This is a genomic window from Curtobacterium sp. NPDC086286, assembly GCF_044746255.1.
In the GTDB taxonomy this organism is placed as follows: Bacteria; Actinomycetota; Actinomycetes; order Actinomycetales; family Microbacteriaceae; genus Curtobacterium.
Genome location: NZ_JBIVBW010000001.1, coordinates 566,395 through 591,342, shown reverse-complemented (window position 1 = coordinate 591,342; position 24,948 = coordinate 566,395). Strand labels below are relative to the sequence as shown.

General features: G+C 73.2%; 21 protein-coding genes and 1 tRNA gene. 11 read left to right on the top strand and 11 right to left on the bottom strand.

From position 1 onward, the window contains the following. Nucleotides 1–54: 54 nt before the first annotated feature. The 6 genes from thrB to argS all read right to left on the bottom strand — a co-directional run bounded on the left by thrB (nucleotide 55) and on the right by argS (nucleotide 7,621). Nucleotides 55–1,014, bottom strand: coding sequence for a homoserine kinase (gene thrB, locus ACIPKM_RS02870; RefSeq protein ID WP_402736127.1), 960 nt, complete (start codon nucleotides 1,012–1,014; stop codon nucleotides 55–57). 32 nt (nucleotides 1,015–1,046) lie between these two features. Continuing rightward, nucleotides 1,047–2,126 (bottom strand): threonine synthase, encoded by a 1,080-nt coding sequence (thrC, locus tag ACIPKM_RS02865; RefSeq protein ID WP_070416299.1) that lies wholly within the window; start codon nucleotides 2,124–2,126, stop codon nucleotides 1,047–1,049. Nucleotides 2,127–2,170: 44 nt separating this feature from the next. Further along, on the bottom strand, nucleotides 2,171–3,478 hold the full coding sequence (locus tag ACIPKM_RS02860; RefSeq protein WP_402736126.1) for a homoserine dehydrogenase: 1,308 nt from the start codon (nucleotides 3,476–3,478) through the stop codon (nucleotides 2,171–2,173). A 44-nt stretch (nucleotides 3,479–3,522) separates the two neighbouring features. Next, nucleotides 3,523–4,926 (bottom strand): diaminopimelate decarboxylase, encoded by a 1,404-nt coding sequence (lysA, locus tag ACIPKM_RS02855; RefSeq protein ID WP_402736125.1) that lies wholly within the window; start codon nucleotides 4,924–4,926, stop codon nucleotides 3,523–3,525. Between the two features lie 58 nt (nucleotides 4,927–4,984). Then, on the bottom strand, nucleotides 4,985–5,740 hold the full coding sequence (locus ACIPKM_RS02850) for an LmeA family phospholipid-binding protein (RefSeq protein ID WP_071296237.1): 756 nt from the start codon (nucleotides 5,738–5,740) through the stop codon (nucleotides 4,985–4,987). Nucleotides 5,741–5,950: 210 nt separating this feature from the next. Then, complete coding sequence (gene argS, locus ACIPKM_RS02845; RefSeq protein ID WP_070416303.1) at nucleotides 5,951–7,621, bottom strand: arginine--tRNA ligase; 1,671 nt, start codon at nucleotides 7,619–7,621, stop codon at nucleotides 5,951–5,953. A gap of 59 nt (nucleotides 7,622–7,680) precedes the next feature. Between argS and ACIPKM_RS02840 the strand changes: the two genes are divergently transcribed. The 5 genes from ACIPKM_RS02840 (at nucleotide 7,681) to ACIPKM_RS02820 (ending at nucleotide 15,113) form a co-directional block, all read left to right on the top strand. Next, entirely contained in the window at nucleotides 7,681–8,256 is a 576-nt protein-coding gene (locus tag ACIPKM_RS02840) for a hypothetical protein (RefSeq protein WP_071296236.1), read from the top strand. Between the two features lie 299 nt (nucleotides 8,257–8,555). Further along, nucleotides 8,556–8,627, top strand: a tRNA-Arg gene (locus tag ACIPKM_RS02835). 136 nt (nucleotides 8,628–8,763) lie between these two features. Next, nucleotides 8,764–9,825, top strand: a complete 1,062-nt coding sequence (locus ACIPKM_RS02830) for a Gfo/Idh/MocA family protein (protein ID WP_402736124.1) — start codon at nucleotides 8,764–8,766, stop codon at nucleotides 9,823–9,825. A gap of 45 nt (nucleotides 9,826–9,870) precedes the next feature. Continuing rightward, entirely contained in the window at nucleotides 9,871–13,797 is a 3,927-nt protein-coding gene (locus ACIPKM_RS02825) for a Pls/PosA family non-ribosomal peptide synthetase (protein WP_402736123.1), read from the top strand. Then, a complete protein-coding gene (locus tag ACIPKM_RS02820) occupies nucleotides 13,722–15,113 on the top strand; it encodes a M1 family metallopeptidase (protein WP_261647284.1) in 1,392 nt (463 codons plus the stop codon). Before ACIPKM_RS02825 ends, ACIPKM_RS02820 begins: the two co-directional genes overlap by 76 nt. A 25-nt stretch (nucleotides 15,114–15,138) precedes the next feature. Here ACIPKM_RS02820 and ACIPKM_RS02815 read toward each other — a convergent pair whose 3' ends face one another. Then, nucleotides 15,139–15,435, bottom strand: coding sequence for a helix-turn-helix domain-containing protein (locus tag ACIPKM_RS02815; RefSeq protein WP_402736122.1), 297 nt, complete (start codon nucleotides 15,433–15,435; stop codon nucleotides 15,139–15,141). 45 nt (nucleotides 15,436–15,480) lie between these two features. Here ACIPKM_RS02815 and map point away from each other — a divergent pair, with 45 nt between their 5' ends. After that, nucleotides 15,481–16,248 (top strand): type I methionyl aminopeptidase, encoded by a 768-nt coding sequence (gene map / locus ACIPKM_RS02810; RefSeq protein WP_261647285.1) that lies wholly within the window; start codon nucleotides 15,481–15,483, stop codon nucleotides 16,246–16,248. Here the strand turns inward: map and ACIPKM_RS02805 are convergent. Together ACIPKM_RS02805 and ACIPKM_RS02800 are read right to left on the bottom strand one after the other, a co-directional pair. Continuing rightward, nucleotides 16,232–16,795: a 4'-phosphopantetheinyl transferase superfamily protein gene (locus ACIPKM_RS02805; protein ID WP_261647286.1), complete on the bottom strand. Its 564-nt coding sequence runs from the start codon at nucleotides 16,793–16,795 to the stop codon at nucleotides 16,232–16,234. The genes map and ACIPKM_RS02805 overlap by 17 nt on opposite strands. 24 nt (nucleotides 16,796–16,819) lie before the next feature. Then, entirely contained in the window at nucleotides 16,820–17,023 is a 204-nt protein-coding gene (locus ACIPKM_RS02800) for a hypothetical protein (protein ID WP_022905704.1), read from the bottom strand. Nucleotides 17,024–17,297: 274 nt separating this feature from the next. Here ACIPKM_RS02800 and ACIPKM_RS02795 point away from each other — a divergent pair, with 274 nt between their 5' ends. The 5 genes from ACIPKM_RS02795 (at nucleotide 17,298) to ACIPKM_RS02775 (ending at nucleotide 22,741) form a co-directional block, all read left to right on the top strand. After that, nucleotides 17,298–19,241: a TPM domain-containing protein gene (locus ACIPKM_RS02795; RefSeq protein WP_402736121.1), complete on the top strand. Its 1,944-nt coding sequence runs from the start codon at nucleotides 17,298–17,300 to the stop codon at nucleotides 19,239–19,241. 56 nt (nucleotides 19,242–19,297) lie between these two features. Next, nucleotides 19,298–20,023 (top strand): PspA/IM30 family protein, encoded by a 726-nt coding sequence (locus ACIPKM_RS02790; protein ID WP_070416310.1) that lies wholly within the window; start codon nucleotides 19,298–19,300, stop codon nucleotides 20,021–20,023. A 45-nt stretch (nucleotides 20,024–20,068) separates the two neighbouring features. Beyond that, a complete protein-coding gene (locus ACIPKM_RS02785) occupies nucleotides 20,069–20,890 on the top strand; it encodes an arginase family protein (protein WP_229085673.1) in 822 nt (273 codons plus the stop codon). An 88-nt stretch (nucleotides 20,891–20,978) separates the two neighbouring features. Further along, entirely contained in the window at nucleotides 20,979–22,382 is a 1,404-nt protein-coding gene (locus ACIPKM_RS02780) for an NAD(P)/FAD-dependent oxidoreductase (RefSeq protein ID WP_071296229.1), read from the top strand. Nucleotides 22,383–22,384: 2 nt separating this feature from the next. Further along, nucleotides 22,385–22,741 (top strand): Fe-S oxidoreductase, encoded by a 357-nt coding sequence (locus ACIPKM_RS02775; RefSeq protein WP_402736120.1) that lies wholly within the window; start codon nucleotides 22,385–22,387, stop codon nucleotides 22,739–22,741. Between the two features lie 441 nt (nucleotides 22,742–23,182). Here the strand turns inward: ACIPKM_RS02775 and ACIPKM_RS02770 are convergent, their stop codons facing one another. Both ACIPKM_RS02770 and ACIPKM_RS02765 read right to left on the bottom strand, forming a co-directional pair. Continuing rightward, nucleotides 23,183–24,010, bottom strand: coding sequence for an ABC transporter ATP-binding protein (locus ACIPKM_RS02770; protein WP_217637400.1), 828 nt, complete (start codon nucleotides 24,008–24,010; stop codon nucleotides 23,183–23,185). Continuing rightward, nucleotides 24,007–24,903: a siderophore-interacting protein gene (locus ACIPKM_RS02765; protein WP_071296227.1), complete on the bottom strand. Its 897-nt coding sequence runs from the start codon at nucleotides 24,901–24,903 to the stop codon at nucleotides 24,007–24,009. Before ACIPKM_RS02765 ends, ACIPKM_RS02770 begins: the two co-directional genes overlap by 4 nt. Nucleotides 24,904–24,948: the final 45 nt, after the last annotated feature.

The window sequence follows — 24,948 nt, the reverse complement described above, 5'->3', positions numbered from 1 at the left end:
GAAAGAGATTGCCCCCGCGCACCGGACCCAGCATGGCGAGGAAGTTCCTGCTGCCTACGCGGGTTCGGCTTGGAGCGCCGAGTGCGGGACCACTGTAGCACCACCGAGGTCGACGGCCAGCATGAGCGCCCGCCAGTCGGATTCCCCGTGTCGCGACACGAGGTCGGCCGCGGTGAGTCGCTGCGCGGGGTCGCTGCCGAGGACCAGGAGGCTCGGGCCGGCTCCGGAGACGACCGCCGCCAGGCCGTGCTGCCGCAGCAGGCCGATGAGGGCGTCGGTCTCCGGCATGGCGCTGGCACGGTAGGCCTGGTGCAACCGGTCCTCGGTCGCCGCCAGGAGCAGCTCGGGGCTCTGGATGAGCGCGGCGACGAGCAGGGCGGAGCGGGACACGTTGAACGCGGCGTCCTCGTGCGGGACGCTCGCCGGCTGCAGGGAGCGCGCGAGCTTCGTCGAGAGGGTCGAGGTCGGCACGAAGACCACCGGCGAGACACCGCGGTGGACGAGCAGGCGCTTGTACGCCGGGCCCTCCGCCGTCATCCACGCGATGGTCAGCCCGCCGAAGAGCGCCGGCGCGACGTTGTCCGGGTGCCCCTCCATCTCGGTCGCGAGCGTGAGCAGGGTCGAGGCGTCGAGGTCGACGACGCCCTCGAGCAACCCGCGCGCGGCCATCAGCCCGGCGACGATCGCGGCCGCCGAGGACCCCATGCCGCGGCCGTGCGGGATGGCGTTCACCGCGTGCAGCTCGAGGCCGGGCTGCTGTGCGACGCCGGCGTGCTCGAGCCCGCGGCGCACGGCGCGGACGACGAGGTTCGAGTCGTCGGTGGCGACCTCACCCGCGCCGACACCGTCGACCGTGACGGTCGCGCCGGGCTCGGGCCGGACCCGGACGACGACCTCGTCGTAGAGCGACAGGGCGAGGCCGAGGGAGTCGAACCCCGGTCCGAGGTTCGCGGAGGTCGCCGGGACCCGTACGCGGACCGCCCGTCCGGCCGGTACAGCGATCTGGGCGGTCATGCCCTCCCCCGGTCCGGACGAGCGGTCGGGGCTCACTCGGCGCCGACCAGTCCGAGCACGTCGGCGACCGACTTGGTGTCGACCGGGACGCTCGTCGGGGTGACCTCGCCGCCGTCCTGCGTGCGGAGGGCCCACTGCGGGTCCTTGAGGCCGTGGCCGGTCACCGTGATGACGACCTTCGCGCCCTTCGGCACGACGCCGGCGTCGGCACGCTCGAGGAGCCCGGCGACGCCGATGGCCGAGGCGGGCTCGACGAAGACGCCGACCTCGGCGGAGAGGATGCGGTGCGCGGCGAGGATCGCCTCGTCGGTGATGGCACCGAAGTAGCCGTCGGTCTCGTCACGGGCCTCGAGCGCGAACTCCCACGAGGCCGGGTTGCCGATGCGGATCGCGGACGCGATGGTGTCCGGGTTGCGGACGACCTCGCCGCGGACGATCGGGGCCGAGCCCGCGGCCTGGAAGCCGAACATGCGCGGGAGCCTGGACGACCGACCGGCGGCCACGTCCTCGCGGTAGCCGCGGGAGTACGCCGTGTAGTTGCCCGCGTTGCCGACCGGCAGGAAGTGGAAGTCGGGCGCGTCACCGAGGACGTCGACGACCTCGAACGCGGCGGTCTTCTGCCCCTCGATGCGGTCGTTGTTGACCGAGTTCACCAGGTGCACCGGGTAGTTCGCGGCGAGGTCGCGCGCGATGTCGAGGCAGTCGTCGAAGTTGCCCTGCACCTGCAGCAGCTGGGCGTCGTGGGCGACGGCCTGGCTGAGCTTGCCCATGGCGATCTTGCCCTCGGGCACGAGCACCGCGGCGGTGATGCCGGCGTGCGTGGCGTACGCGGCGGCGGAGGCGCTGGTGTTGCCGGTCGAGGCGCAGATGACGGCCTTCGCACCGTGCTCGACGGCCTTCGAGATCGCCATGGTCATGCCGCGGTCCTTGAACGACCCGGTCGGGTTCATGCCCTCGAACTTGACGTAGACCTCGGCCCCCGTGCGCTCGGACAGGCGGCGCGCCGGGATGAGCGGGGTCCCGCCCTCACCGAGCGTGACGACGGGCGTCGCCTCGGTGACGTCGAGACGGTCGGCGTACTCGCGCAGGACACCCTGCCACTGGTGGGCCATGAGGCTCCCCTTCTTGTCGGTTCTGGAGTTCGGTCGGGCGCGGGTCAGGCGCCGACGACGCGGAGGACGCTCGTGACCTCGGCGACGACGTCCTCGTTGCGGAGGGCGACCACCGTCGCGGCGAGGTCGGACTCGCGCGCCAGGTGCGTGCCGATGACGAGGGTCGCGGTCGCGTCGGACCCGGTCGCGACGGTCTGCTCGACGGTCTCGACGCTGACGCCGTGCTTCGCGAGGACGCCGGCGACGGTCGACAGGACACCCGGGGCGTCCGTGACGTGCAGCGTGATCTGGTAGCGCGTGCGGACGGTGCCGATCGGGAACACCGGCAGCGCGGACTGGGTCGACTCGGCGATGCCGGGGCCACCGATGACGTGTCGGCGCGCGGCGGACACCAGGTCGCCGAGGACGGCCGAGGCGGTCTCGACCCCGCCGGCACCGGCGCCGTAGAACATCAGGTCGCCGGCGGCCTCGGCCTCGACGAACACGGCGTTCTTCGCCCCGTGCACGCTCGCGAGCGGGTGCGACTCCGGCACGAGGGCCGGGTACACGCGGGCGCTGACGCCCTCGGTGCCCTGCTCGTCGGTCAGGCGCTCGGCCGTCGCGAGGATCTTCACGACGTACCCGGCCTTGCGCGCGGCCCGGACCTGCTCGATCGTCACCGAGGTGATGCCCTCGCGGTGGACGGCGGCGAGCGGAACCGAGGTGTGGAACGCGAGCGACGCCAGGATCGCGGCCTTCTGCGCGGCGTCGTAGCCCTCGACGTCGGCGGTCGGGTCGGCCTCGGCGTACCCGAGCTCGGTGGCGGTCGCGAGGGCGTCCTCGAACGTCGAGCCCTCGCGGTCCATCAGGTCGAGGATGAAGTTGGTCGTGCCGTTGACGATGCCCATGATGCGCTCGATGCGGTCACCGGCGAGGGAGTCGTGCAGCGGTCGGATGATCGGGATCGCGCCGGCGACGGCGGCCTCGTAGTAGAGCTGCGCGCCCACCTGCTCGGCGACCGCGAAGAGCTCCGGGCCGTGCGTCGCCAGGAGGGCCTTGTTGCCGGTGACGACGTCGGCGCCGGACTGCAGCGCCTGGAGCACGAGCGTCCGTGCCGGCTCGATGCCGCCGATCAGCTCGACGACGATGTCCGCGCCGAGGATGAGCGACGCCGCGTCCGTCGTGAAGAGCTCCTTCGGCAGGTCGACGTCGCGCGGGGCGTCGAGGTCGCGCACCGCGATCCCGACGAGCTCGAGGCCGGCCCCGGCACGAGAGGCGAGCTCGTCGCCGTGTTCGAGGAGCAGCCGCGCCACCTGGGAACCGACCGAGCCGGCTCCGAGCAGCGCGACGCGGACGTTGCGGTATTCGATCATCTGGTGCGGGTCCTGTTCGTGGGGAGTCGGGTCGTCCGAGGGGCTCAGGCCCCTGGGACCACCCCGGTGTCGCGGGCGAGGAGGTCGTCGATCGACTCGCCACGCACGAGGATACGGGGTACGCCGTCGGCGACCGCCACGACCGGCGGGCGTCCGACGTGGTTGTAGTTGCTCGCCAGGCTCCAGCAGTACGCACCGGTGGCGGCCACGGCGAGGAGGTCCCCGCGGTGCACGTCACCGGGCAGGTACTCGTCGTTCACGACGATGTCGCCGGACTCGCAGTGCTTCCCGACCACCCGGGTGAGGACCGCGGGGGCGTCGGACGTCCGGGCGAGCCGGGCCGTGTAGTCGGCGCCGTAGAGCGCGGGTCGGGCGTTGTCGCTCATGCCGCCGTCGACCGACACGTACGTCCGGGTGGCGGGCTCCTGCTCGTCGTCCGAGAGCGTCACCGGCTTGATGGTGCCGACGCGGTAGAGCGTGATGCCCGCGGGCCCGACGATGTACCGGCCGGGCTCGACCGCGATCTCGGGGACCGGGATGTCCCGCTCCGCGCAGGCCTCGGCCACGATGGTCGCGAGCGCGTCGGCGACGTCCTCCGGCTCGAACGCCGAGTCGGCCTCGGTGTAGTCGATGCCCCAGCCGCCGCCGAGGTTGAGCTCCGGCACCGGACCGGTCGCCACGAGTGTGGCGTGCACGTCCATCAGGCGACGCGCGGCCTCGCGGAAGCCGGACTCGTCGAAGATCTGCGAGCCGATGTGCGAGTGCAGGCCGACGAAGGCGAGCGAGGGCTCGGCGCGGACGGCCTCGGCAGCGGTGACGGCCTCGGTCAGGGGGATGCCGAACTTCTGGTCCTCGCGCGCGGTGGCGAGGTACTCGTGCGTCGACGCGTGCACCCCGCTGTTGATCCGGATGCGCACGCGCTGCACGACCCCGGCGTCGGCCGCGGCACGGGCGACGCGCTGCACTTCCTCGTGGCTGTCCAGGACGATGGTGCCGACGCCGACCTCGACCGCGCGGGCGATCTCGGCGTCCGACTTGTCGTTGCCGTGGAAGCCGAGCAGCGCCGGGTCGACTCCCCCGGCCAGGGCCACCGCGAGCTCGCCGCCGGTGCACACGTCGACGCGGAGGTCGGCCTCGACCATCCACGCCGCGACCTGCGTCGTCAGGAACGCCTTGCCGGCGTAGTAGACGTGCGACCGGGTGCCGATCCGCTCGAACGCCTCGGTGAAGGCGTTCCGCACCCGCACCGCACGGGACTGCACGTCGCGTTCGTCGACCACGTACAGCGGCGTGCCGAACTGCGCGACCAGGTCGGACGCGGCGATCCCGCCGACGACGAGCTCGCCGTCGTCGGTCCGGGTCGCGGAGGCAGGCCAGATCCGCGCGGTCAGCGCGGAGGCGTCCGTCGGGAACCGCAGGTGCTGCGGGGCAAGGGGGTTCTCGCTCACGGGACCCGATCCTACCGAGCCGAGCCGCGCCTCCTGGCCGTGTGACGCAGCCACGCGCTCAACCGCACGAACCGACCGTCTGCAGCCCCGCCTCGTTGAGCGGCAGCGAGTCGGCCGTGACGCGCACCGTCGCCTCGGAGGCGGTGACGTCGAGCGACCGCACGAGGAGCCCCGACGGCAGGAACTGCGCCGTGCAGACCTCGACGGGGACGTTCGTGACGCCCGGGATCGAGTCCACCTTGAGGCCGAGCGACGAGTTCGTGATCCGCACCGTCTTCGGCGTGATCGTGATGCCCTTACCGTCGTCCTGCGCGGCGACGTCGCCCTTCGCCGCGTAGGTGATGTCGTAGCCGAGGACCGCGGTCTTGCCGGAGAGCTCCACGCCACCGTCGGCCAGGCTGAGCCGGTCGAACAGCGGGCTGTACTTCGACAGGTCCTTCACGGACGAGGCCGCGAGCCGGACGTGGCCGTCGACGTCGCGCACGTCGCCCTTGCCGTCGACGGGCACGTCACGCGCGGTGACGTCGGCGGCGAGCGGGATGCCGTCGATCGTGAGCTTCTCGGAGGAGATCTCGACCTCGTCGAGCTGCCCGCTGATCAGCTGCGGGATGACGATGCCCTTCGCGTGCGCCTCGACCTCACCGGTGGCGCCGGACGGCAGCGACTGCTCGACCTGCTGGGCGATGATGCGGTCGACGACCCCGCGGAGGACGAACTCGGCGATCACGACGAGCGCGGCGAGGACGACCACGACGACGATCAGCACGACGGGCCAGCGACGGCGCTTCCGGGGGGTCACGGTGGCGGCGGACATGCGTCCCACCTTGCCAGGTGGCCCCGGCAGCGAGCCTGGAGGCGCGGCGTGCGCCCGGCGCGTCGGCCGGACGGGCGCGCGGTCGCGGTCGCGCCGGCCGCGTGCGCCCAGCGCCCGCCGCACAACGGAAGTCGCCCCGAACCACGGCATTCCGCAGTTCGGGGCGACTTTGGTTGTGCGCAGCGCTCCGCGCCGGCCGCACGATGACCGCTACATGCGCTCCGGCGCCGTCACGCCGAGCAGGCCCAGCCCGTTGCGGACGACCTGGCCGGTGGCGTCGTTCAGCCAGAGGCGCGTGCGGTGCAGGTCCGTCACGGCCTCGTCGCCGAGGGGCGTGACCCGGCAGGCGTCGTACCAGCGGTGGTAGAGCCCGGCGAGCTGCTCGATGTACCGCGCCACACGGTGCGGCTCGCGCAGCTCGGCAGCCTGGCGCACCACGCGCGGGTACTCCGCCAGGGCGCCGAGCAGGGCCCCCTCGGTGTCGTGCGTCAGGAGCGAGGCGTCGAAGGCCGACCGGTCCACCCCGGCGTTCGCGGCGTTGCGGGCCACGGACTGCGTGCGGGCGTGGGCGTACTGCACGTAGAAGACGGGGTTGTCGTTCGTGCGCTTCGTGAGCAGGTCGAGGTCGATGTCGATCGCGGTGTCGCTGGCGAACCGGACGAGCGAGTACCGGCCGGCGTCCACGCCCACGGCGTCGACGAGGTCCTCCATCGTGACGATCGTGCCGTTGCGCTTCGACATGCGCATCGGCTCGCCGTCCTTGAGCAGGTTCACCATCTGCCCGATGAGGATCTCGAGGTTCTTGCCCGGCTCGTCCCCGAACGCGGCGCACATCGCCATCATCCGGCCGACGTAGCCGTGGTGGTCCGCGCCGAGCATGATGAGGTTCCGCTCGAACCCGCGCTCGCGCTTGTCGAGGTAGTACGCCAGGTCGCCGGCGATGTAGGCGGGCTCGCCGTCCGACTTGATGACGACGCGGTCGCGGTCGTCGCCGAAGTCGGTGGTCCGGAGCCACTCGGCCCCCTCGGCCTCGTACATCACGCCCGCCGAGCGGAGTCGCTCGATGGCGCGCTCGACGGCCTTCGACTCGTGCAGGGCGTTCTCGTGGAAGTACACGTCGAAGTCGACGCCGAAGTCGTGCAGCGACGACTTGATGTCGGCGAACATGAAGTCGACGCCCTCGCGCCGGAAGAGCTCCTGCGCCTCGTCGCGCGGCAGGTCCTTGACGTCGACCGACGGGTCGAGCGTCGCGATCACACGCGCCGCGATCTCGGCGATGTACGCGCCGCCGTAGCCGTCCTCTGGCGTGGGCTCACCGAGCGCCGACGCCACGAGGGAGCGGGCGAAGCGGTCGATCTGCGCGCCGTGGTCGTTGAAGTAGTACTCGCGGGTGACGAGGCCGCCCTGCGCCTGGAACACCCGCGCGAGGCTGTCACCCACCGCGGCCCAGCGCACGCCGCCCATGTGGATCGGCCCGGTCGGGTTCGCGGACACGAACTCGAGGTTGATCCGCACGCCGTCGTACAGGTCGCCGTGCCCGAAGGACTCGCCGCCCTCGACGATCGTGCGCGCGATCTCGCCGGCAGCGGCGGCCTCGAGCGTGATGTTGATGAAGCCGGGGCCGGCGACGTCGACCGAGTCCACGCCGTCGAGCTCGGTCAGCTCGCCGGCGATCTCCGTCGCGAGCTCGCGCGGGTTCGTGCCGAGCCGCTTCGCGAGCTGCATCGCCGCGTTCGAGGCCCAGTCGCCGTGCGCGCGGTTCTTCGGACGTTCGAGTGCCGCGTGGGACTCCTCGATGGTCACGGTATCGGACGCGCCTCGTCGCTCGACGATCCCGGTCAGGATCGACAGGTACGCGGCGGAGAGTTCGGCAGGAGTCACGAGGGTCGAGTCTACCGGGACGCACAGGTCCTCCCCGGTCGATGCACCATCATGTCGGGATGACCACCCGCAGCCGCGTCCGGGCGATCAGCGTCGCCCTCCTCACCGTGTCCGCGTCCGTCGCCCTGGTGGCGTGCTCCGGCGGCGGCTCGGACGGCGCCACGCCGAGCGCCACGGCGGGTCCGATCGGGAAACGGGTCGCACAGACGTGCGCCGAGCTCCTGCCCGCCGACGCCCTGTCCGTCTACGGGAAGACGTTCACCCTCGACGACGACTTCACGCCGGAGAAGGGGACCCCGGCGGCGCGCATCGCCGAGCAGCGCGGCCGCGTGTGCCACTGGAGCGCGACCGACGACGCCTCGACGACGATCACGGTCGCCGTCGCCGACCTGCCTGAGAAGTCGCTCACGAACCTCAAGGACGCGCTCTACGAACGGGGCGGATCCGTGCCGACCTACCGGGTCGAGGGGTACTTCTCGCTCACCGACGGCGTCGGGCGCGCGGACGCCTTCGCCGACCCGTACTGGATCACCGCGACCTCCACCCTCTTCACCGAGCCCGGCGGCGCGCAGCCGGTCGTCGACGCGGTGCGGAGCGTCGTGCAGCCGAGCGCGTCCGCGACGCCGGCCGGCTGACCCGACACGGGTCGATCTCGCTTGCCATCGCGCGCGTTCTGGGAAAGACCGGCACCGAGCGCGCCCCGCGCCCGCCGTACCCACCAGACGGACGGGAGGCGCAGTGCGGCCCTGCCCCGCGCCTCCTGTCCGTCAGCTAGTCACCCGCGTACCCTGGCGGGAACGGGCATACCTGGTCGATTCTTTCGACCGAGTACGCCCGATCCCGCTTCCCATCGCGCACGTTCTGGGAAGGACCGGGGTCGACACGCGTGGTCTCGGACAGCCGTGCGGACCTGCTACGGTTGGTTCCACCCAGGGCCCCCATAGCTCAGGGGATAGAGCACTGCCCTCCGGAGGCAGGGGCGGAGGTTCGAATCCTCCTGGGGGCACAGTGACATCCCCGCGGAAGCAGGCGACTTCGCTTCGCTCAGGCGGCTGCCCGCGATGTCGGCTTCGCCGACCTTCCCTCCGGGGGCGGTCAGGGCAGGGGCCATCAGGGGTGCACAACGCGGTAGCGTCGGGGGCATGAGCCTCGTGTTCCCGGAACCTGGTGTTGCGCCGCTGCGAGGCGGGCCGAGGCTCGGGTGGGGCGTGATCGGGCCCGGCGAGATCGCGGGCGACTTCACGTCGACGCTCCACGCGAACTCCGACCAGCGCGTCGTCGCCGTCGGCTCCCGCTCCCCCGAACGCGCCGCCGCCTTCGCCCGGCGACACGGGATCCCCGGCGTGCACGGCTCGTACGAGGCCCTCGTCGCGGACCCCGCCGTCGACGTCGTCTACGTCGCCTCACCGCACCCGCAGCACCTCGGCCACGCGCTCCTCGCGATCGCCGCGGGCAAGCACGTCCTCGTCGAGAAGCCGATGACCACGTCCGAGGCGGACACCCGCACCCTCGCCGAGGCCGCCCGACGTGCCGGGGTGTTCACGATGGAGGCGATGTGGACCCGGTACCTCCCGGGGACCACCGTCGTCGCACGACTCCTCGCGGACGGCGCCCTCGGCGACGTCCGGCTCGCGTCCGTCGACGTCGGCTGGCCGCACGACCCCGACCCCGCCGACCGCATGTTCGACCCTGCCGCCGGCGGCGGCGCCCTCCTCGATGCCGGTGTCTACGGGCACTGGTTCGCACGGTTCGCCACCGGCGCCCCGGTGACCAGCAGCACGACGGGAGCGGTCTCCGGACGCGGGGTGGACCTCCAGTCCGTCACCGTGTCGACGTCGGCCGGCGGCGCGCAGGCCGTGGTGACCACGACGATGACGGCGTGGACGCCCGGACTCGCGGTCATCGCGGGGAGCACGGCCACCGTGCGGTACACCGACCACTTCGTGTTCCCCGCGTCCTTCGCGCTGCACCACGGCGCGGAGGCGGCGCACTGGGAGGACGAGAGCGGCCTCCGTGGAAGACAGGGCCTCGTCTGGCAGACCGCGGCGCTCGCGCAGTACGTCGCCGAGGGGCGCACGGAGTCGCCGCTGCACTCGCTCGACGACTCGATCGGCCTCGCCGCGACGCTCGACGCGGCGCGGTCCGCGCTCGGTCCCCGGGCGGACGCCCCCGGTGTTTCCGAACGCGACACGTCCACCCCCTAGGATCACGGGCCGGTCGACCCCGCACGCGACCGGGAAGAGGACTCGATGACCGCAGCCACCGGGAACCCGCAGCACGAACTCGCCCGGGGCGCCGACGCCCCGGCACCACGGACCCTGCTCGACGTCCTCACCGCGACCGCCGCCGAGCACCCCGACGCCACCGCGCTCGAGGACCCGGCCGGCACGATCGACTACACGACGCTCGTGCGACTGGTGCGCGAGCAGGCCGACGACCTCGCGCGACGCGGGGTCCGACGGGGCGACCGGGTGGGCGTCCGGATCCCGTCCGGCGGGCGCGACCTGTACGTGTCGATCCTCGCGGTCCTCGCCGCCGGCGCCGCGTACGTCCCGGTGGACGCCGATGACCCCGAGGAACGCGCCACGCTCGTGTTCGGCGAGGCCGGCGTCGTCGGCGTGATCGGAGTGGGCGGCGTCCTGCGTGACCGCGACGGCGCGGAACTCCCGGTGACCGACCCCGCGGCGAGCGCCGAGCTCCCCCGGCAGGACGACGACGCGTGGATCATCTTCACGTCCGGGTCGACCGGTGTGCCCAAGGGCGTCGCGGTCGCGCACCGGTCCGCTGCGGCGTTCGTGGACGCCGAGGCGCGGATGTTCCTGCAGGCCGCGCCGATCGGTCCGGGCGACCGGGTGCTGGCGGGTCTGAGCGTGGCGTTCGACGCGTCGTGCGAGGAGATGTGGTTGGCGTGGGGCCACGGTGCGTGCCTGGTGCCGGCGCCGCGGTCGCTCGTGCGCACGGGTGTGGACCTCGGGCCGTGGCTCATCGCGCACGGGATCACGGTGGTGTCGACGGTGCCGACGCTCGCGGCGCTGTGGCCGGACGACGCGCTGGAGCAGGTGCGGTTGGTCATCTTCGGTGGTGAGGCCTGCCCGCCGGAGCTCGCTGCGCGGATCGCGAGCCGCGATCCGGAGGTCTGGAACACGTACGGTCCGACCGAGGCGACGGTGGTGGCGTGCGGTGCCCTGCTCGACGGGAGCACGCCGATCCGGATCGGGTTGCCGTTGGACGGCTGGGACCTCGCGGTGGTGGACGCGGCGGGTGCCCGGGTGGAGCCCGGGGGTGTCGGGGAGCTCGTCATCGGCGGCGTCGGGCTCGGGCGGTACCTGGACCCGGCGAAGGACGCCGAGAAGTACGCGCCGTTCCCGGAGCTCGGGTGGGAGCGGGCGTACCGGAGCGGTGACCTGGTGCGGTACGACCCCGAGGGACTCGTGTTCCAGGGTCGTGCGGACGACCAGGTGAAGCTCGGCGGTCGTCGCATCGAGCTCGGGGAGATCGAGGCGGCGCTGCAGGGGCTGCCGGACGTGGCCGGGGGTGCTGCCGTGGTGCAGCGGACGCCGGCGGGCAACCAGGTGCTGGTCGGGTACGTCGCGCCGGTCGCGGGTGCGACGGTGGACGTGGCGGCGGCGAACGCTCGGCTGCGCGAGGAACTCCCGGCGGCGCTCGTGCCGCTGCTCGCGGTGGTGGATTCGCTGCCGACGCGGACCTCGGGCAAGGTCGACCGTGCCGCGCTCCCGTGGCCGTTGCCGGGGTCGTCGGACACGGCGATGCTCCCGGACACGGTGGCGTGGATCGCCGAGCGGTGGTCCGCGATCCTCGGGGTGCCGGTGGCGAGCGTCGACGACGACTTCTTCGCGCACGGCGGGGGGTCGCTGACGGCGGCGCAGCTCGTGTCGGCGATCCGTGAGCGCTTCCCGACGACGACGGTGGCCGACGTGTACGACCACCCGCGGATCGGTGCGCTGGCGGCCGCGCTCGACGACTCCGGCCCGGTGACGTCGGTGCCGCGCGAGGTCCGGCCGGTCCCGCCGGCGACGGGTGTGGTGATGACGGTGCTCGGGCTGCCCCTGCAGGTGCTCCGTGGTCTGCGGGTGCTGACGTGGACGGCGCTCGTGGCGGCGGTGCTGCACGCGACGACGCTGCCGTCCGTCCCGGTGCTGCCCTGGCCGGCGCTCGTCGTGGCGCTCGTCCTGTTCGTCACCCCGGCGGGGAAGATGGCCGTGACGGTCGTCCTCGTCCGGGCCCTCCTCGTCGGGGTGCGTCCGGGTGACCACCCCCGTGGCGGGTCGGTGCATGTGCGGGTCTGGCTCGCGGAGCGGATCGCTGAGGCGGTGGACGGCCCCTCGACGGCCGGTGCGCCGTGGATCAGCTACTACGCCAGGGCCTTGGGCGCGACGATCGGCAAGGACGTGGACCTGCACGCGCTGCCGCCGGTGACCGGGATGCTGACGGTCGGCAAGCGGGCGTCGATCGAGCCCGAGGTCGACCTCGCCGGGCACTGGGTCGACGGCGACGTGTTCCGGCTCGGCCGGGTCCGGATCGACGCGGACGCCGTGGTGCACAGCCGGACGACGCTGCTGCCGGGTGCGCACGTGGGCGTCGGTGCCGAGGTGGAGGCCGGTTCCGCGGTCGCCGACCGGGTCCCCGACGGGGAGCGGTGGGCGGGGTCGCCGGCGGAACGCGTCGGGTCGGCTCGGCACGACCGGGAGGCGCGACCCCCGTCCCGACGCCGGTGGCTGCTGGCGTACGGGGCCGGGTCCCTGGCCGTGGCCGGGTTGCCGGTGATCGGTGTCGCCGCGGGGGTGGGGCTGGTGTGGCTCCTCGTCGGACCGGTCGCGTCCCTCCAGCGGGCCGTGCTGCTCGCGCTGGCGTGGGTACCGGTGGGGACGGTCGTCGCGGGGCTCGTGTACGCGGCACTCGTCGTGGCCGCGGTGCGGTTGCTCGGGATCGGTCTGCACGAGGGTCGGCACCCGGTGCGCTCCCGGATCGGCTGGCAGGTGTGGACGACCGAGCGGATCCTCGACGGCGCCCGGACGCTGCTGTTCCCGGTGTACGCGTCGCTCGTGACCCCGTTCTGGCTCCGACTGCTCGGGGCGCGGGTGGGACGGAACACCGAGATCTCGACGGTCCTGCTCATCCCGGCGCTCACGCAGATCGCCTCGGGGGCGTTCCTCGCCGACGACACGATGGTGGCGACGTACGAGCTCGGCGGCGGTCGGGTGCGGATCGGTCGGTCGAAGGTGGGACGGCGGGCGTTCCTCGGCAACAGCGGGATGACGGGCGCCGGACGTTCGGTGCCGCGCGAGGCCCTGGTCGCGGTGCTGTCCGCCGTCCCGAAGAAGGCGAAGCGCGGATCGTCGTGGCTCGGCTCTCCCCCGGTGCGGCTCCGACGCGCCACGGCGGAGTTCGACGAGGAGCGCACGTTCCGGCCGCCGCGGTCCCTCAAGGTCGCTCGAGGCTGCTGGGAACTCCTGCGCCTGGTCGCCCCGATGGTGTCCGCGGGGATCGCGCTCGGGGTCGTCGGCACGCTGCTCGCGCTCTGGACGGCCGTGGGCATCGGGTGGACGGTGCTGCTCGCCGGGCCGGTGCTCATCGTCGCCGGTGCCGTCGCAGCGGTGGTGTCGACGATCGCGAAGTGGTCCTTCGTCGGCCGGATCGCCGCCCGCGAGCACCCGCTCTGGTCGTCGTTCGTGTGGCGGAACGAGGTGCAGGACACGTTCGTCGAGACCGTCGCCCGGCCGTGGTTCGCCGAGCAGGCGACGGGGACCCCGGCCCTCGCGGCGTGGCTCCGCAGTCTCGGGGCGACGATCGGCCGCGGTACCTGGCTCGAGACGTACTGGCTCCCGGAGGCCGACCTCGTGACGATCGGGTCCGGAGCCGCCGTGGCCCGCGGCACGGTCGTGCAGACGCACCTGTTCCACGACCGGGTGATGCAGCTCGACGAGGTCCGTCTCGACCCGGGTGCGACGCTCGGGCCGCACAGCGTGGTGCTGCCGGCGGCGGGCATCGGACCGGGCGCCACCGTCGGGCCGGCGTCCCTCGTGATGCGCGGCGAGCAGGTGCCCGGCGGGACGCACTGGTCCGGCAACCCGATCGCTCCGTGGACATCGGCGCCGCCGGTGCCGGCGCGGTCGTCCGTCGAGCACGTCGCCGTGGCAGACTCGACGGCACCGTGAAGCCCGCCTCGACGAACCCAGACGCCGACCCGTACACCCCGCACAGCGGCGACCGACGCTGGAGCGCCCACCACTACGAGCTCCGTCTGGAGTACCGCGTCGCGACGAACCGCCTCGACGGCACCGCGACGATCACCGGCCGTGCGCACGAGGACCTCGACCGTGTCGTCCTCGACCTGCACGGCATGACGGTCGACCGGGTGGACGTCGACGGCAAGCGGGCGAAGAAGCACACGGCCGCGACGCACAAGCTCACCGTGACCCCGGCCGAGCCGGTCGCCGCCGGCACGGACTTCACCGTCCACGTGCGGTACCGCGGCACACCGCACCCGCTCCGCAGCCCGTGGGGCCAGATCGGCTGGGAGGAGCTGACCGACGGCGTCATCGTCGCCGCGCAGCCCACCGGCGCCCCGTCGTGGTTCCCGTGCAACGACCGACCGGACGACAAGGCCACCTACCGGTTCGAGATCACCGCCGAGGCCGCCTACGACGTCGTCGCGAACGGCGAGCTGCTCGGCAAGGAGCGCGCCCGCGCCGGCACGACGTGGACGTACGCCACGACCGAGCCGATGGCGACCTACCTCGCGACGGTGCAGATCGGGCGCTACCGCACGACGAAGCTCCGCGGCTCGGACACCCCCGTCACGCTGCACCACCCCGCCGACCTCGGCACGGCCGCGAAGACGGACTTCGGACGGGTACCGGACATGCTCGCCCTGTACGCCGACCGGTTCGGGCCGTACCCGTTCGCGTCGTACGGCGTCGTGGTGACCGACGACGAGCTCGAGATCCCGCTCGAGGCGCACGGCCTGGCGGTGTTCGGCCGGAACCACGTCGACGGCGAGCACGGCACCGACCGGCTGATCGCACACGAACTCGCGCACCAGTGGTTCGGCAACTCGGTGACGGTCGCCAGGTGGAAGGACATCTGGTTGCACGAGGGCTTCGCCTGCTACGCCGAGTGGCTCTGGTCGGAGCACCGCGGCGGCGAGTCGGCGGACACCCTCGCGGCGACGTACCGCGACGGGCTCCTGGAGCAGCCCGAGGACCTGGTCGTGGCCGACCCGGGCCCGAAGGACATGTTCGACGACCGGGTCTACAAGCGCGGCGCCCTGGCCCTGCACGCCGTCCGCCGGTCGGTCGGCGACGACGCGTTCTTCGCCGGGCTCCGGACGATCACCGAGCGACACCGGTACGGGTCGGTCGCACCGGAGGACGTGCACGCCGCGTTCGCCGACGCAGCAGGGACCGACGTCGACGCGGTCCGGGCCGTGACGGCACCCTGGCTCGACGAGCCCACCGTCCCCGCGCTCTAGGGATCGGTCGGCGGCGTCGCGCGCGTCAGCTCGCGGTCTCGACCAGGTCCGGAGCGCCGCCGACGTCGGCCGTCTCCGGGGTACGGTTCACCTCGGCCCACACCGCGTCGAGGGACAGCCCGACGACCCCGGCGACGGACGCGATCGTCGAGAACGCCGGCGTCGCGATGCGGCCGGTCTCGATCTTCCGCAGCGTCTCCGGCGAGATCCCGGCCCGCAGCGCCGTGTCGAGCATCGAGCGCTCCCCGCGGGCACGACGGAGCAGCGCTCCGAGCCGCCGACCACGGGCGACCTCGTCGGGGCTGAGCGGGAGACGGACCATGTGCCCACACTAATACCGGTCTTCCAGTACCGGTATGATCATCCCATGATCGAGATCCTCACCCCGGCCGAGGTCGACCGGGCCCGCGCCACCGGAGCGCTCGTCGGCACGATCCTGCAGACCCTGCGCGAGCGCACCCGCGTCGGCACGAACCTGCTCGAGATCGACCGGTGGACGAAGGCGATGATCGAGGACGCCGGCGCCGAGTCCTGCTACGTCGACTACGCCCCGTCGTTCGGACGCGGGCCGTTCGGCCACCACGTGTGCACCGCCGTCAACGACGCCGTCCTGCACGGACTCCCCCACGACCGGACCCTGCAGGACGGCGACCTGCTGACGCTCGACCTGGCCGTCTCGCTCGACGGCATCGCCGCCGACGCCGCCGTCAGCTTCGTGGTCGGCACACCGGACCCGGCCGACCTGGCCCTCATCGACGCCACCGAGCGCGCCCTCGCCGCAGCGATCGAGACCGCCGGCCCCGGCGTCCGCACGGGCGACCTGTCGCACGCCATCGGCACGGTGCTCGAGGGCGCCGGCTACCCCGTCAACGTCGAGTTCGGCGGCCACGGCATCGGCTCGACGATGCACCAGGACCCGCACGTGTCGAACACCGGGCGACCCGGACGCGGCTACACCCTCCGCCCCGGGCTGCTCCTCGCGCTCGAACCGTGGGTGATGGCGGACACCGACGTGCTCGTCACCGACCCGGACGGCTGGACGCTCCGCAGCGCCACGGGAGCACGCACCGCGCACACCGAGCACACGGTGGCGACAACCGAGGACGGCGTCGAGGTCCTCACGCTCCCACGCTGACCGGAGCCCCTCCCGCCGCGACCGCGAGCACCACGTCGACCGCGGGGAACAGCACCGAGACCGGCTGCGACACCCCGTCGAGGACCGCCGTGCCCCGACCCAGGTCGACGTCGACGCGGGTGGGGTCCACCCGGAGTCCTCGACCGTCACGCTTGAGGACGGCCTCCTTCACCGCCCAGCACGCCGCCCGTGCAGTGTCGTCGCCGGACCGGGCGAGCTCCCCGGGCGTGAACGCGTCGAGCGGGGCTGCCGCGACCCGCGACACGCGCTCGAGGTCGACGCCGATCCCGGGTGGTCCGACGGCCAGTGCGACGAGGTCGGCGGTCCGTGCGAGGCTCACGCCGACGGCGGAGCCGTCGACCTCGGCCCAGGGGCGACCGTGGTCCGTCGCAGCGCAGTGCGGGCAGACGCGCCCCGCGCGCACGGCCGACACGTCGACATCCGCCGCCGACGCGACGGCGGTGAGCAGCGCCTCCCGGTCCGCGTCGGGACTGCCGCCGGACCGCCGGATCGTCACCACGACGGTCTGGAGGCGCGGGAGACTCACGCAGGCGAGCCTACGTGGGGTGGTTCAGGCGTGGGTGAGCGCGATGAGCGCGACGTTCATCGTGCTGTAGAGCCCTTCGGACCGGGTCGCCTGGCGCACCCGTCCGCGGAGGACCTCGTAGCGGCCGTCGTGCTCGCGCACGAAGCCGATGACACCGCTCGCCGGCGTCGACACACGGTGGTAGCCGTCCTCGAGTGGGACGACCTCGGTGCTGGTTGTTCGCTCCATTGCAGTTCCCCTGTCTCGTTCGTCGTCGAACGCTCCCCGAGCATACCCCGGTCCGGGGTACAACACCTGCACAGGCCCGGGGTTCCACGAGGGTTCGCCCGGAGTCTGTCCGAGCGCTGCGCGGCGTGGATAGACTCCGGGCAACAGCGCTCCGGGGCGCGGTTCCGGGGGTACTCGGACCGTGACCACGGCGACGGACGGAGGACGGATGCGAGCGGTCCAGGGCGGATCGGCCACGGGCACGACGAGGACCGACAGGGGGACGCCGGGGCTGGTGGGACGCATCGCTGCGGCACTCCTGGCCGTGTTCCTCGTGCTGGCACCGGCGGCGACGGCGCGAGCGACCGCGCCGGTCGACCTCGGTGGCGCGTACGTCCTCGACGAAGCCGACGTGCTCAGCTCCTCGCAGCAGTCCCGGATCGAGAACGCCGTGCAACAGCTCTACACGGACACGAAGACCCAGCTCTACGTCGTCTTCGTCCCGACGTTCACGAACCCGTCAGACCACACCGAGTGGGGCGCCGCGACGATGTCGGCGAACCAGATCGACTCCGACGGCATCCTGCTGTCGGTCGCCGTCGACGACCGGAACTACGACGTCCAGCAGACGAACGAGACGAGCATCTCGGAGTCCGACGTCCAGTCCGCGGTGGACGACGACCTGCTGCCGGCCCTCAAGCAGAGCGACTGGTCCGGTGCCGCGCTGGCCTTCGCGAACGGCCTCGCCGACACCCAGGCGCCGCCGGACCTCACCTGGCTGTGGATCCTCCTCGCCGTCGTCGTCGTCGCGGTCGTCGTCGTGGTGCTCGTCGTCCGGACGCGGAACAAGCGCCGGACGGCCGCCGCGACGAAGGCGCAGGAAGCGTCCCTCGCCGACCTCGAGCGGACCGCCGGTGGCGCCCTCGTGACGATCGACGACGAGCTGCGCACCGCCGAGCAAGAGGTCGGGTTCGCCACCGCGCAGTTCGGGGCCGACGCCGCGAAGCCCTTCGCCGAGGCGGTCGCCGCGGCGCAGCAGGCCGTGCGCAAGGCCTTCACGTTCCAGCAGCAGCTCGACGACGAGATCCCGGACTCACCGCAGCAGCGCGCCGACTGGGCGAACCAGATCATCGCCATCTGCGAGCAGGCGCACGCCTCGATCGAGGAGCAGACGGAGTCGTTCGACAAGCTCCGCTCGCTCGAGGACGGCGTCGAGGACGCCGCTGCCGCGCTCGCGCAGGCCGTCGCGGCCGCCCCGGCATCGGTCCAGCAGGCGAGCGCCGCGCTGGACCGGGTCCGCTCGGCGTACACCGGCCGGACCCTCGCCACCGTGTCGGACAGCGTCGACCAGGCCGAGCAGGTCCTCGCCTACGCGACCGAACGGTCCCAGGCGGCCACCGCAGCGATCGCCGCGGGCGACAAGGGCGAGGCGGTCGTCGCCGTGCGCGACGCCCAGCACGCCCTCGCGCAGGTGCAGCAGCTCACGTCGAGCGCGAGCGCTGCCGAGTCGAGCTTCGCCGAGGCCACCGCACGCGCCGAGGCGATGCGCGTCGACATCGAGGGCGACGTCGCCGCGGCGCGCACCCTCACCGTCGGCGGACCGGAACTCGCCGCCGCGGTCACCCGTGCCGAGACCGTGCTGCGGCAGGGCTTCGACCCGAAGGACCCGATCACCGCGGTCGACGCCCTCACCAAGGCGAACACCGAGATCGACCAGGCCATCGCCGCGGCCCGTGGCGCCGAGGAACAGCAGCGTCGGGCATCCCGTGCGCTCGACGACGCGCTCCGCGACGCCCGGAACCGGATCAGCCAGGCGCGCGAGTTCATCTCGCTGCACCGCGGCGGGGTCGGACCGACGGCGCGGACGCGGCTGTCCGAGGCGCAACGAGCACTCGACGACGCCGTCCAGCTCGCCACGACGGACCCGGGGCAGGCGCTCCAGGCAGCGCGTGCGGCCGAGCAGTACGCGGCGGCCGCGATGGACGCCGCGAACGACGACATGGGCGGCTGGGGCGGTGGCGGCGGCCTCGGCGGCGGTGGCGGCAACGGCGCGCAGCTCGGCGGCCTCGTCACCGGCATCGTGCTCGGTGGCCTGCTCGGCGGTCGCGGCGGCAGCTACGGCGGCGGCTCCTTCGGGGGTGGCGGCTTCGGCGGAGGCGGCGGCTTCGGGGGCGGCGGCGGCTTCGGCGGGGGCGGCGGAGGCGGCGGGGGCGGTTTCTCCGGCGGCGGCCGCTTCTAGACCCGGCACCACAGACCAACAGCACCACACCAGTCCTTCCACGAAAGGGAACAGCAATGGCAAAGCAGACGATCTTCGGGCGGATCTCGACCCTCGTCCGGGCGAACATCAACCAGCTCATCGACGACGCCGAGGATCCCCAGAAGATGCTCGACCAGCTCGTGCGGGACTACACGAACAACATCGCGGACGCCAAGACGGCGATCGCGCAGACGATCGGCAACGTCCGACTGCTCGAGCAGGACCACGAAGAGGACAAGCGGGCAGCGGTGGAGTGGGGCCAGAAGGCCGCCAACGCCTCCTCCGCTGCGGACAAGTACCGCACCGAGGGCAAGACGGCCGAGGCGGACAAGTTCGACAACCTCGCCAAGATCGCGATCGGCAAGCAGATCGCGGCCGAGCAGGAGGTCAAGGACGCCGAGCCGAACCTCGCCTCGCAGAACGAGGCGGTGGAGAAGCTCAAGTCGGGCCTCGCCGGCATGGAACAGAAGCTCGAGGAGCTCCGCTCGAAGCGCGACAACCTCGTCGCCCGGTCGAAGACGGCCGAGGCGCAGTCCAAGGTCAACGACGCGCTCGGCAACATCGACGTGCTCGACCCGACGAGCGACCTCGGCCGCTTCGAGGAGAAGGTGCGCCGCGAAGAGGCGAAGGTCCTCGGCCAGCAGGAGCTGCAGTCGTCGAGCCTCGACTCGCAGTTCGAGAGCCTCGAGGACGTGGGCAAGGACGCCGAGGTCGAGGCACGGCTCGCCGCCCTGAAGTCCGGCGGTTCGTCGAGCATCTGACGCGCTCCTCGGACGACGCCGGACCCTGCCTGACAGACTGGCACGATGCAGTTCCTCGTGGTCGGTCAGTGGCAGGGTTCGGCGTCGTCCCGTGCGATGCGCCTCGGGGACGGAGCCGCGGCGATCGCGGCCGACCTCCCGCGCGCGTCGACCACCGTGGTCGACGTCCCGGCGGGCGCCGGCGACCGTCTCGAGACGGCCGTCGCCCGGTACACCTCGGTCCTCTCGGTGGCCGAACGCGTCGCCGAGGAGACCACGGTGTCGAGCGAGCCGGTCCTCGTCGTCGGCGGTGACGGTGCGAGCGTGCTCGGCGCCACGGTCGGGCTCGCACCGGACACCGCCTTCGTGCGGATCGCAGGGTCGAGCGGCTTCCGGGCACTCAACCGCGCCCAGCCCGTCGCCGCCGAGACCGCCGTGCTCCGCATCCTCGTGGACCGCCCCGACGACCTGTTCCCGGCCCTTCCGACCCTGGCGGCCTCGTCCGTCGTCGTCGCCGGCGTGCGCGGGGTCGAGGACGCCGAGGCAGGTGCCCTCGACCGTGCCGGGATCGTGCACCTCGACGTCGACGCCGCCACCCCGGACGCGATCGCGGCAGCGGTGGACGCCACCGGTGCCCAGGCGGTGTTCGTGCACGTCGACCTGGACGTCCTCGACCCGTCAGAGGTGGACGGGCTGCTCGAGCCCGTCCCGTTCGGGTTGGACGGCGCCGGTCTCGTCGAGCGCATCCAGGCCGCCACGCGCGGACGACGACTGGCGGGCGCGGCCCTCACCGGGTTCGCGCCGGTCGACCCGGACCGCGCGGTCGACGACCTCGGCGTCATCCTGCGTGCGGTCGGCGCGCTGACGAGCGCGTCCCGCACCGTCTGACGGTCCCCGCGCTCCCCCGCGGACCCGTTCTCCACGGGTACGCACCGCGCCCGGCATGACCCATGCCGATCCGCGTACGCTCGGCGACATGACGGACTACGACCTCATCGTGATCGGCGCCGGCGCAGTCGGCGAGAACGTGGCGGACTACGCCAAGAAGCGCGGCCTGTCGGTCGCCATCGTGGAGGCCGAGCTCGTCGGCGGCGAGTGCTCCTACTGGGCGTGCATGCCGTCCAAGGCCCTGCTGCGCAGCGGGCACGCGCTCGCCGCGGCGAAGCGACTCGACGGTGCGAAGCAGGCGGTCACGGGCGACCTCGACGCGGCGCACGTGCTCGCCCGACGGAACTCCTTCACCTCGGACTGGAAGGACGACGGCCAGGTCTCGTGGCTCGAGTCCGCCGACATCGACCTCATCCGCGGCCACGCCCGGATCACCGGCGAGAAGACGATCGAGGTCGACGGCACGACGTACACGGCAGCCGCGGCGATCGCGGTCGTCACGGGCTCGCTGCACACCCTCCCCGACGTCCCGGGGCTGGCCGACGCGACGCCGTGGGGCACGCGCGAGGCCACCAGTGCGCAGACGGTGCCCGAGAGCCTGCTCGTCATCGGCGGCGGGGTCTCCGGCTCGGAACTCGCGACCGCGTGGGCGTCCCTCGGGGCGAAGGTCACGCTCGTCGCACGGCACGGGCTGCTCGGCGGCATGGAGCCGTTCGCGGGAGAGCTCGTCGCCGACTCCCTCCGCGAGCTGGGCGTCGACGTCCGCACCGGCGTGAACCCCACCCGCGTCGACCGCGACGAGCACGGCCTCGTCACGACGACGCTCGACGACGGCTCGACGGTCATCACGAGCGAGGTCCTCGCCGCGACCGGACGCGCCGCGACCACGAAGGACCTCGGCCTCGAGTCCGTCGGGCTGACCGCGGGCGACTGGCTGCAGGTCGACGACACGATGCTCGTGCAGGGCACCGACTGGCTCTACGCCGTCGGCGACGTCAACCACCGCGTGCTCCTCACCCACCAGGGCAAGTACCAGGCGCGTGCCGCGGGCGAGGCGATCGCCGCCCGGCACCAGGGCACGCCGCTGCACACCGAACCGTGGGGCGCGCACGTCGCCACCGCCGACCACGCTGCGGTCCCGCAGGTCACCTTCACCGATCCCGAGGTCGCGAGCGTCGGCCTGACCGAGGCCAAGGCCCGCGAGCAGGGGCTGAACGTCCGGGCGGTCGAGTACGAGCTCGGCAACGTCGCCGGCGCCTCGCTGCAGGCGGACGGCTACACCGGGCGGGCGAAGATGGTCGTCGACGAGGACCGCGGGGTCGTCGTCGGCGTGACCTTCGTCGGGCAGGACGTCGCCGAGATGCTGCACGCCGCGACGATCGCCGTCGTGGGCGAGGTCCCGGTCGACCGCCTCTGGCACGCCGTCCCCGCCTACCCGACGATGAACGAGATCTGGCTGCGACTGCTCGAGACCTACGGCCGCCCGGAGTAGCGGTGCGGAACCCCCTGCTCGACTCCCCCGTGTCCCGGGCGGGGTGGGCGTTCGCGACCGCGGTCGGCCTCGCCGTCGGCGTCCCGCTCTCCACCGGGACGGTGCGGGTCGTCGACGGGCTGATCGTGTGCACCGGGCTGCCGCGGTGGGTGTTCCGCCGCGGTGGCACGTGCGTGGGGTCGGTCTACCTCACGCGGGACAACGACGGCGACCGGGTGCTCCGGCACGAGCGGGTGCACGTCGACCAGTGGCGGCGGTACGGGATGCTCATGCCGATCGTGTACGCGTTGGCGGGGCAGGATCCGCTGCGGAACCGGTTCGAGATCGAGGCCGGCCTCGAGGACGGCAACTACCGCTGACGCGCGTGCGGCGCGCCCGCGCGCGCGCGCCCCGAGGTCGCACGACACGCCGCGCGCGTGGCGGCGAGGTCGCACGAAGTGCCGCCCGCGGCGCGCGCGAGCGGCAGTTCTCGCGACCTCGCGGGGGTGGAGCTGGCCGACACCCCGACGGGAGGCGCGGGACGGTCCCGCACCGTGCCTCCCGTCCGGATCGGTGCGCGCCCACCGCGTCGGGTCACGTCCGTCTCGAGGTCGCACGACACGCCGCGGGCGTGACGCCCGGGTCGCACGAAGTGCCGCCCGCGGCGCGCGCGAGCGGCACTTCGTGCGACCTGACCGACCCCGGGCGCGCACCCGCGGGCGCGCAGCGGGCGCGCCCGCGGCCGCGCAGCGCGCCGCGCAGCGCGCCGCGCAGCGCGCCGCGCAGCGCGCCGCGCAGCGCGCCGCGCAGCGCGCAGCGCGTCAGGCCGCGGGGCGCCGCGGCACCACGAGGGGCGTGCCCGTCTCGGGGTCGGCGACGACCACGCACGGCAGCCCGAACACGTCCTCGACGAGGTCGGCCGTCACGACCGACGCCGGCGGCCCCGACGCCACGATCGACCCGTCACGCATCGCGATCACGTGCGTGGCGTACCGCGCCGCCTGGTTGAGGTCGTGCAGCACCGCGACGACGGTCCGACCGGCCGCGTGCAACGCCGAGGCCAGCTCGAGCACGTCGTACTGGTGCGCGATGTCCAGGAACGTGGTGGGCTCGTCGAGCAGGACGATGTCGGTCTCCTGCGCGAGCACCATCGCGATCCACACCCGCTGTCGCTGCCCGCCGGACAGCTCGTCCACGCTGCGGTCGGCGAGCGACACGGTCGACGTCTGCTCGAGCGCGGCCTGCACGGCCCGCCGGTCCGACCCCGACGAGGGGTGCAGCAGGTCCTGGTGCGGGAACCGCCCCCGGGACACCAGGTCGCGCACGGTGATGCCGTCCGGCGCGATCGGGGTCTGCGGGAGCATCCCGACGCGGCGCGCGACGGCCTTCGGGCGGAGGGACGAGATCGGCGACCCGTCCAGGTACACGGTGCCGGCGGTCGGCTTGAGCGTCCGCGCGAACGACTTCAGCAGCGTCGACTTGCCGCACGCGTTCGGCCCGACGATGACGGTGAGTTCACCGTCCGGGATGTCGACGTCGAGCGCGGACACCACGACCCGGTCGTCGTACGCGAGCGTCAGCCCCCGGGCCCCGAGCGCGGTCGCCGGCACAGACGACGCAGCGCCGGCACCGTCGACGGAAGCGCTCAATTCTCGGCCTTGCCGTGCCGCCAGTACCCCATGAACGCGACCTGCTTCCGGTCGAGCCCGACACCGCGCACGAGGTGCCGGCGGAGTTCCTTGACGCACCCGGCCTCGCCCGCGATCCAGGCGTAGACGGGTCGCGGCTCGTCGCCGGCCGGGATGTCCCAGAGCACCTGCTCGTCGACGTCGACGTCGACGAGCTCCCCCGCGTCGCCGCACGACGGCCCCGCCGCGACGGTCGACGCCCAGGCGTGCACCTGGTCGGTCATCCGGACGCCGTGCGAGGCGCCGTTCCGGGCGATCCAGCGGACCTCGACCCCGGCGGGCGCGGACACGGGCAGCCGGTCGGCGTCGGTCGGCACCTCGATGAAGACGTGGCCGACGGTGGCGACGTCGAGCGCCTCGAGGATGGCGCAGATGGCCGGGGCGGCGGTCTCGTCGCCGGCGAGCAGGATCCGGTTCGCGGCACCGGGGTCGAACTCGGCCGCACCGGTCGGGAGCTCCGCGGGCGACGACGGCACCGCCGGCCCGACGATGCGCAGTTCGTCGCCGACCCGGCACTCCGAGACCCAGCGCGAGGCGGGTCCGGTGTCGCCGTGCGCGACGAAGTCGATGTCGAGCTCACGGGCGTCCGGTCGGAAGGAGCGGACCGTGTAGGTGCGGAGCGGGTTCCGGACCGCGTCGGGCAGGGCACGCCAGGCGCCGTACCAGTCCTCGCCGTCGGGCAGGTCCGTGAAGCCGTGCCCGGGGATCGGCAGCACGATCTTGATGCGCTGGTCGAGGCCGACGGACGAGAACTCGGCGAGGGCGTCGCCCGTCAGGGTCACCCGGACGAAGTGCGGGGTGAGGGACGTGACGGCTGCCACGCGGACGGAGAAGACACGGTACCGGGCTGCCACGCGGCAAGTATGGCATGCCTTACCTAAGAGACCCAAGGGTCCGCA

Coding starts and splice junctions, on each gene's coding strand:
- ACIPKM_RS02860 (WP_402736126.1), bottom strand. CDS start 3,478: ATGATCGAATACCGCAACGTCCGCGTCGCGCTGCTCGGAGCCGGCTCG.
- ACIPKM_RS02840 (WP_071296236.1), top strand. CDS start 7,681: ATGACCACCCGCAGCCGCGTCCGGGCGATCAGCGTCGCCCTCCTCACC.
- ACIPKM_RS02850 (WP_071296237.1), bottom strand. CDS start 5,740: ATGTCCGCCGCCACCGTGACCCCCCGGAAGCGCCGTCGCTGGCCCGTC.
- ACIPKM_RS02830 (WP_402736124.1), top strand. CDS start 8,764: ATGAGCCTCGTGTTCCCGGAACCTGGTGTTGCGCCGCTGCGAGGCGGG.
- map (WP_261647285.1), top strand. CDS start 15,481: ATGATCGAGATCCTCACCCCGGCCGAGGTCGACCGGGCCCGCGCCACC.
- ACIPKM_RS02815 (WP_402736122.1), bottom strand. CDS start 15,435: ATGGTCCGTCTCCCGCTCAGCCCCGACGAGGTCGCCCGTGGTCGGCGG.
- ACIPKM_RS02785 (WP_229085673.1), top strand. CDS start 20,069: ATGCAGTTCCTCGTGGTCGGTCAGTGGCAGGGTTCGGCGTCGTCCCGT.
- ACIPKM_RS02780 (WP_071296229.1), top strand. CDS start 20,979: ATGACGGACTACGACCTCATCGTGATCGGCGCCGGCGCAGTCGGCGAG.
- ACIPKM_RS02800 (WP_022905704.1), bottom strand. CDS start 17,023: ATGGAGCGAACAACCAGCACCGAGGTCGTCCCACTCGAGGACGGCTAC.
- ACIPKM_RS02790 (WP_070416310.1), top strand. CDS start 19,298: ATGGCAAAGCAGACGATCTTCGGGCGGATCTCGACCCTCGTCCGGGCG.
- ACIPKM_RS02825 (WP_402736123.1), top strand. CDS start 9,871: ATGACCGCAGCCACCGGGAACCCGCAGCACGAACTCGCCCGGGGCGCC.
- thrC (WP_070416299.1), bottom strand. CDS start 2,126: ATGGCCCACCAGTGGCAGGGTGTCCTGCGCGAGTACGCCGACCGTCTC.
- thrB (WP_402736127.1), bottom strand. CDS start 1,014: ATGACCGCCCAGATCGCTGTACCGGCCGGACGGGCGGTCCGCGTACGG.